Source organism: Pseudomonas defluvii (genome assembly GCF_001695625.1).
Lineage (GTDB): Bacteria > Pseudomonadota > Gammaproteobacteria > Pseudomonadales > Pseudomonadaceae > Aquipseudomonas > Aquipseudomonas defluvii.
Genome location: NZ_MBPN01000250.1, coordinates 1 through 1,737, shown reverse-complemented (window position 1 = coordinate 1,737; position 1,737 = coordinate 1). Strand labels below are relative to the sequence as shown.

The 1,737-nt window shown below is 66.1% G+C and carries 1 protein-coding gene and 1 pseudogene; both read right to left on the bottom strand.

The genetic code is table 11. The features are described from left to right. Nucleotides 1-69: pseudogene (locus EKA13_RS27040) on the bottom strand (coproporphyrinogen III oxidase); the annotation flags it as partial. A gap of 15 nt (nt 70-84) precedes the next feature. Further along, entirely contained in the window at nt 85-1,734 is a 1,650-nt protein-coding gene (locus EKA13_RS27035) for a ParB family protein (RefSeq protein ID WP_009459725.1), read from the bottom strand. Nucleotides 1,735-1,737 lie beyond the last annotated feature (3 nt).

Genomic DNA, 1,737 nt, shown 5'->3' with positions numbered 1-1,737 from the left:
TTGCCCATTGCGCAGGTCATAGAGGGCCTGCGCGATGACGGCCTGGTTGAGTGGGTGTGGTGCGGACATGCTGGCCTCCCTCGCTCACGTTCCAAGGTCCGCAGCGCCGGCTTCAAGATCGAGCAGGCGCCGGGCCAGCCGCAGCAGCCGGAACAGCTTGACCAGCGCGGTGTCGCTCAATCGCTGGGCCGCATCACCCTGGCCGTGCAGCAATGCCGGCAGGTCGATGACGATTTGCCCGTCGTGCAGACCGACGTCGGCGGGCCGCTGACCGGCCAGGCACGCCAACAATGCGAGGACGGAACGGCCCAGCGGCGCCGGACTTTGGGTGCGGGCCCGGCAGGCGAAACCGATACCCTCTGCACGGTCATCAATGCACTCGTCCAGGTCTGCCTCGCTCGCGATTTCGCGGGCGAACTGTGCGATGTGGATGCGCAAGCGCTCGGCAGTATCCAAGCCGGGATCGATGTACCAGACATCGGAGATCGGATAGAGCCCGCCAGCCTGCACGGGGATGGACTGCAAGACGCTCGCCGAGAAGTCGGGAGGCAGCGCATCGCCCAACTGATCGGCGACCATGCGCTGGATGGACTGGAGCCGTTCGGTCGTCGGTGCCGGCGAAACGATGTGCTCCCGAAGCAGATCGCTCCCCGCCGCAGGGCTGGCCGGACCCGCCTGACTGGTATCCGTGTCGCTCTCGCGCGCAGGTCGGCCTGCAGGCGGCGCTGCCGATGCAGCCCCTGCGGTGGGTGGCGCGGTGTTGGCAGTTGGGCGCGCGATGGTTTCCGACTCCGGCTCCGGCAACGCAGGCGGCGTCGAGGGCGGCGTTGGGTCGCTGATCAAGGCGCGCTGCCGGCTTTCGGATTCGGTCATGTCCAGGGCGAGCACGTCGTAATTGACACCCAGCAACTCGGCCATCTGGCCGATCAGCTCGTCCTGTACGCGCTGCGCGGAGAACTCGTCGGCCTGGACGTCGAATTGCGACAGCGCTTCCTGGAAAAATTCGTCGAAGTCCTGAACCAGGGAGCGGCCCTTGGCGTAGCGCTCCCACGCGAGCATGCAGGCTTTGCGCATGACCGACAGGCGTTCGACCTGATGGCGACCGAGGCCGCCATAGAGCACGGTGGGGATCGCGGGCAGGAGATACTGCACCGCGTCGTTCATGCGGCTGATGTGCGACTGTTGTACCGGGAAGCCATCGGCAGCGAGGCGGCGGGCCAGCTCGGACTGGCTCAAGGTAGTGCCGCTTTCTTGCTCGTAGAACTCGCGTGCCTTCTCGACGCCGAGGGCGCGCTCGATGAACGTGAGGCCCCCGCGTAATTCATTCTCGGCCAGGTGGCCGGTCAGCATGACGACTTCGCCGCGGCTGGGCCACGGCCGGAACAGGCACGATATACGGAAAAACCGCTCGTCCTTGGTCTCTGACCATAGTTCGCGCAGGATCGCCAGCCGCGTATTTCCGCCGTTGCGGATGATGTAGTGGTCCTCACCTGGTCGGCGAGTGATGGCCGGCGCCGCGTCCAGACCGCGCTCGCGGATGGACGCCTTGATTTCCTCGTAGGCCGGGTTGCGTTTTTTCCTGGGATCGTGGTCGTAGGGGCGCAACTGATCTAGGGTCACGACCATGGGTGTGTCGGCGATCGGGTCGCTCAAGGTCGAGGCTGACGGGCCGCTGCGCTCGAACCCGGCCGCGAGCAGCTTGCCAGCCATCTGCTGGGAGGTGATCTCAGCCATGGC

Coding starts and splice junctions, on each gene's coding strand:
- EKA13_RS27035 (WP_009459725.1), bottom strand. CDS start 1,734: ATGGCTGAGATCACCTCCCAGCAGATGGCTGGCAAGCTGCTCGCGGCC.